Genomic DNA, 5,917 nt, shown 5'->3' with positions numbered 1-5,917 from the left:
TTAATTCTGTACATATCACTTTATTACTAGTGGTGCCTAAAAATATTTTGCAAATATATGTTTTTAAATCAGAAACCAAAAACTATTTATTGAGATTATAGATTTCTTAATTTTTGATGAAAAACAGCTATTTTAGCTTGTTATTCATCAATTTAACAAGATAAAAGGTTTCAACTATTAAACATGTAAAGTAGGGTATTAAAAAAGAGGTTGCTTCAAGTGAATTTACGCTACCGTCTAATTTAAAAGTAGGATAAAATAATAGAAAGAAAACCCCAAATTTTAAAAAGCTACCAACCATAAAAATAAAGCCAAGTAAATGTTCAAATTTAGTTTTAAGTTTTACAAGACTTCCAAAAATTAAAAATGCTAATAATAAATTAACCAAATAAGCTAAATTAATTTGGTTGTTAAATAAAGGGAAATTTAAAAAATGTAAAATGGTTAAATGAATTCCAAAAACTGCAAACAGCAGTAAAAATAATTTTAAACAAAAAAGAAATATTGTTCTAATCATATTTTTTATTGATATTTTTTAATTGCCTAATAACATTATATAATGATATGATTAAAGCAAAAAGGGTCGTTATAATTAAAAAAGTTTTATGTGATGATTGAAAATAGTTGTCCAGCCATTTTCCAAAATAAGAACCTAAATAAATAGTAATTCCCATTTGAAAAACAACACTTGTTAATTGAAGGTACTTATGAAGCGGTTTTTTGTTTTTTTGTTTGTTCATTTTTCAATTCCTTAACCGAGCCTTTCATAGCGCAAGTGGCATTAAATTCAGCACCTGGCTCAACCGATAGTTTACTAATAACAATATCACCCAAAATTGTTGCTGTAGCTTTTAATGTAAGTAAGCTATTTACAATTAATTCTCCAGAAAATTTACCTTCAATATCGGCATTATTACACTCAACCTTTCCATTTATATAACCTGTTTTTCCTATAACTACACGTCCAGTTGTTTTTATAGTTCCTTCTACTTTTCCGTCTATTCTAAAATCTCCATCTGATAAAATATCACCTACAATTGAAGTGTTTTTACCAATAATATTTCTTTCAAGTACTTGTGGTTGTTTTTCTTTTTTTTCTGAGAACATGGTGCTATGCTTTTTTGGAGTTAACTAAATTTTTGTTTTTATGGTGTTAATTACTTCTAACGCTTTTTTCCCTTCTTCAGTATTTGGATAATTCATAGCAACAAAATCCAATGCTTCTTTAAAGGCAATTAAACCATCTTTTTTTCCTATTGCGTAGGCTTTCAATAATTCAAATTTTGAAACTATTTTTTCGCCTTCGTATTTTTGTATTGCATTTGTAGATTTTTCTATTACACTTTCAAAGAGTTTATCTTTATATTCGTAGAAAACCAATGCGTATTCATCTTTAGATGTAATTTCTGAAGTATCATTTAAATCTTTATTCGGATTCAAAATAATTTTAGCATATTTCGATGCAGGAAAATCATGAATAATAGCTTCTTTTAATAAAATTGCTTTACTATTATTCTGACTGTTATAAATTTTATATAGATGATATTTTGCTGGTAACAAAATAGATGATACAGGATTAAAAGTTAACAATTTATCTAATTTATTAGTTGACAATTCTAACTCTTTAAATTGCTCTTTATAAATAACTCCTAGTTTAAAGTATGCTGAATTTCTTTCTGCAATAATACTATCAATTTTTATTTTGCTGGTTGGTATTTGATCTGTGTAATACCAAACTTCGTATCTTTTTACACTTCCAACTTCAACTTCTAATAAGTTTTCTACTGCAAACTCTTTGTTAACTTTTACTATTGTTTTATTCGTTAACCTCCAATTATTTTCTAGCGATCTATTTCCCCAAAGTACTTTAAATTCCTCTTTTCCAAAAGACACGGTATGCATATTATAAAAATACCATTTACTAGTGTTATTTAATTGTACTAATTTTTTATTTTTTGCTTGTTTAGATCGTTCTAAATCTGCGCTAATTTTCGCTTGTTTTTCTTTGTCTTTTGTTCTTAAAGCAACAATATAATCTGAGAAAAAAGTTTCCCTTTCTTTATCGCTCATTGCAACCAATTTTAAAATACTATCATTTCTTTTAGAAATATTTTCATATAAAATAACTTCGCTTAACTTATCTCTTTTTCGTTTTATGCTTCTTACACGCTTTGTATTATTAGATTGTGTTATTTGTAGAATACTATCATAATAAGCGCCCGCTAATAAAAAAGATGTTTTGTCGAAATATGAATTTCCTAGTTCTTCATACGTTAATTCTTTTTGAAAATCGTTTTTACGACTTTGGTACAGTGCTTCTTTAAAATAGGTTATTGATTTTTCAGAATCATCCTCTTTTACAAGTAAACCTAAATGATAATTTAATTGATCTAAATACGGTCTGTTATCTCTATCTTTTGTCAATTTATTAAATATCTCAATCGTAGCTATAGCTTCTTCTTTATTTGAAACATTTTTAGCTTGTTCAATATATGCGTGAATTTTGTATTTGAAAGGTGCTTTTTTGAAATCGATTACTTTTTGAAAAGAAATATTTGAAGAGTCCTTTAATTTTTTTTCTCTATAAATTTGACCTAAAATAAATAAATTTCGAGCTGTTTGTTCTTTATTATTATCGGTTAAAATAGCTTTATTTAAATGGTTGGTAACTTGCTGTAAGCTATCCATTTTAAGATATGCCATTGCAATTGCTGTATGAGCACTTTCTTTTGTTTTACTATCTAATTCTTTATATTTTAATAAATTAATTAGATTTTTTATAGCTTGCTCTTCATTTTGTAAACGTACTAAGGTTTTTGCTTGCCATATTCTAGTTTCATTAATTAAATCGGCTTGTGGATAGTTTGATATTACGAAGTTAAAAGCTTCTAAAGCTGGTACAAATCGTTTAGAATAATACCTGGATTTTCCCAATAACAAATAGGCATTATCAATTTGATTGTTACGTTCTTGCCTAGCAATTAACATGGAATGTTTTTGAATTGCCTTTACTGCTTTTTCTTCAGCTTTTTCAAATTCTTTAGGAGAACTATCTACATCGCTTTTCATTCCTGGTAAAGCTAAAACATCTACCTTTAACGGTTCAATTGGTAAACGCTTCCAATAATTATCTTGATAATTTGAATTTAGTGCTAATAACCCAATTCTTAAAGCTTCATTTCCATTATAAAGCACATTATACTTTGTGGTAGTTGAATGGAAATTTCTATTTAAAAAAGCATCTTTTTTTGTTGAACAACTAACAACTAAAAGAAGAATTAAAAAGATTACAACTATTTTACTATTGTTTTTCAAATGAAATTGATTTTTACTTAGCTTCTAACTTATTACTCTATACAATTATTGTAAGAGGGTTGTAAAAATACAAAAATCTACTTACTTATTTGAATTACACTGAAAAATACGTTTCTAACTCTTTTAAGGTTTCTGCTGAAGTTTTTAAGTCTTTTACAATATTTCCCTTATCTAAAACAACAATGCGTTCACAAACTTCGGTAACATGACCTAAATCATGACTAGAAATTAATACTGTAGCGTTGCTATTTTTTGTTAAATCACTTAATAATTTTTTCAATCTTATTTGAGTAGTTGGATCTAAATTAGCAAAAGGTTCGTCTAACACAATTATTTCAGGGTTACCAATTAATGCTGCTACAATTCCTGCTTTTTTCTGGTTTCCTTTTGACAAATCTCTTAAGTATTTCTTTTTACCAATAATTTCATCATTGAAAATTTCTTTAAATTGAGCTAAAAAAACATCAATATCGGCTTTATTCATTCCACGAAGTTCACCAATAAAGTAAAAATATTCTTCAGGCGTTAAATAGCCTATTAAAAAACTTTCATCAATAAAAGCAGCTGTAAAAGGTTTCCAATCTTCACTTTTATTTACTTGAATTTCGTTATTTAAAATAGTACCGGTTGTTGGCTTTATTAAATCTAATACTAAATTAAAAAACGTGGTTTTTCCTGCTCCGTTATTCCCTACCAAGCCAAAAGTTTGTCCTTTTGGAACTTCTAAAGATGGTATATTTAAAACAGTATTTCCTCCATATTTTTTTGAAAGTTCAGTTACTTTTATCATTTTAATTTATGTTTAATAGTTGTTTTGATTAATTATTTTGATCGAATGCGCTAATCATTTTATACTTAGATTTTAAATATTTTTTAGTAATTGCATTCATAAATTTCTGATGAAAAACAATTCCAATAACTCCTAAAATTATTAGGGTTGCTACACCAGCTTCAAAACCAATAAATTTATACGGAAAGTAAAAAAACAAGATTGGGAAAAATAACAATGGAAATCCTATTAGCCATTGTACAGCTCCTGTCCCTTGATAATTAAATACCGCTCGTTGTGTTAGATTAATTTTTTTTCTATTAAATGCACCACCAAATAATAATACATGTGAGTTTACACCAATATTATAAATCATTGCGGCAAAATGAATCACTAATATTTTCCAACCAAAATACACATACGGAATACTTAAAATAAACATCAAAATTGCACTCATTATCATTAATGAAAATTTTGAATCCAGGTATTGTTTGTACTTTATATTTTGACTCATTAATAGTTTATAATAACCACTATCCCAAGCTGGAATAAATTGTCCGAAATTGATCATAAAAATACCTGTTACAAATATTCCTACAAATACAAACATTGCTGGCATATTTTGGTATATTGGATTTGGATAAAAGATTAAACCATACAATAAACCAATTACAACAATAAACACTGTAGAACGAGGACGTTTATTTCGCCAAATTAGTTTTAAATCGAGTTGTAAAAAAGGTGCAATATCACCAAACTTTTTGGTCCAATCTAAATTGGATGTTGTTGCAACTTGCTCTTTACTTTTTAATGAGCCATCAACATATAATTTAGGTTTTAAAATTAAATAATTTATATAGTAAAGCACTATTAAAAAGGCTGCTGGAATTACTATTAAAATTGAATTAGATATGATTGCATTTACGGCATTTGAAAGTAGTGTTGAAAATGAAATAACATCAAAATAATTTAGTGCAAACAACCCAGAAGCAATTGCTATTATTGGTAAAAAAGATAATTCAGTTTCGGCTGATTTATTTTCAATAATAAAATTTAAAAAATTAATTGCTAATGTGAAAATTAGCATTAATAAAATCCATATCAACACTATTGTAGTATTATACTCTTCAGAAATTAAAATTATTCCAAACGGAATTATGGCAAAAAGCGGTAAGAAATTAAAAAATGAGATAGCCGATTTCCCTAATACATAGTGTAAAATTTTACTCCGTTTTATTGGTAAAACCAATAATGGCTTTATATTCATAACGGGTAACTTTTGTAAGAAAAAACGCATTAACAAATCTCCTAAAAACCAATAAAATAAAAATCCATTCACAATTAGTAAAGGGTCCGATTCTGGAAATTGTTTTTTAAGTATAGGGTACATTCCAAAACCTAAGGCTAAAAATACCAATATAAAATACAGTGCTAAAAACACCATTAAAATATTTATAGCAACACTTTTTTGCCAGTACGATGAACGAAAAAATTGTTTCCATTCTAAACTTAAAAATTTTTGTATCATTTTGGTTTTTATTAAGTGGTATTTAGCAATTAATGGGTATAAAATTAATTAAATTTGTTACACGTAAAGGTACAAACCTTTTAAATTAATGATTTATTTGTTGTTTAAAAGAAGCATGGCATGATACACAAGACTTCATAGTTTTTGATAAAGCTTCCAGTGATTTATTTTTATCTTTTGTCATAAATATTTTAGCCATTTCATCTGCATTATTATGAAATCCTAATCCTAATTGTTCAAATTTTTGGTTATTAAATGAAGAACACATCATTTTCATATCATCCGTTAAACCTAATTTAGAGGAT

The 5,917-nt window shown here is 26.7% G+C and carries 6 protein-coding genes; all 6 read right to left on the bottom strand.

Features of this window, described 5'->3' with window-relative positions:
- Positions 1-509: 509 nt before the first annotated feature.
- Positions 510-740, bottom strand: coding sequence for an AtpZ/AtpI family protein (locus QM495_RS08710; protein ID WP_408671718.1), 231 nt, complete (start codon positions 738-740; stop codon positions 510-512).
- Positions 706-1,107 (bottom strand): polymer-forming cytoskeletal protein, encoded by a 402-nt coding sequence (locus tag QM495_RS08705; protein ID WP_408671717.1) that lies wholly within the window; start codon positions 1,105-1,107, stop codon positions 706-708. Before QM495_RS08705 ends, QM495_RS08710 begins: the two co-directional genes overlap by 35 nt.
- Positions 1,108-1,131: 24 nt before the next feature.
- Positions 1,132-3,315, bottom strand: a complete 2,184-nt coding sequence (locus tag QM495_RS08700) for a tetratricopeptide repeat protein (protein WP_408671716.1) — start codon at positions 3,313-3,315, stop codon at positions 1,132-1,134.
- Positions 3,316-3,409: 94 nt separating this feature from the next.
- Positions 3,410-4,105, bottom strand: coding sequence for an ABC transporter ATP-binding protein (locus QM495_RS08695; protein WP_408671715.1), 696 nt, complete (start codon positions 4,103-4,105; stop codon positions 3,410-3,412).
- Positions 4,106-4,133: 28 nt separating this feature from the next.
- Complete coding sequence (locus QM495_RS08690; protein ID WP_408671714.1) at positions 4,134-5,612, bottom strand: DUF5687 family protein; 1,479 nt, start codon at positions 5,610-5,612, stop codon at positions 4,134-4,136.
- Between the two features lie 85 nt (positions 5,613-5,697).
- Positions 5,698-5,917 (bottom strand): cytochrome c (locus QM495_RS08685; RefSeq protein ID WP_408671713.1); only part of this gene is annotated, 220 nt, incomplete at its 5' end.

Source organism: Lutibacter sp., from assembly GCF_046055765.1.
Classification (GTDB): domain Bacteria; phylum Bacteroidota; class Bacteroidia; order Flavobacteriales; family Flavobacteriaceae; genus Lutibacter.
This window is presented reverse-complemented; position numbering and strand designations above follow the sequence as displayed.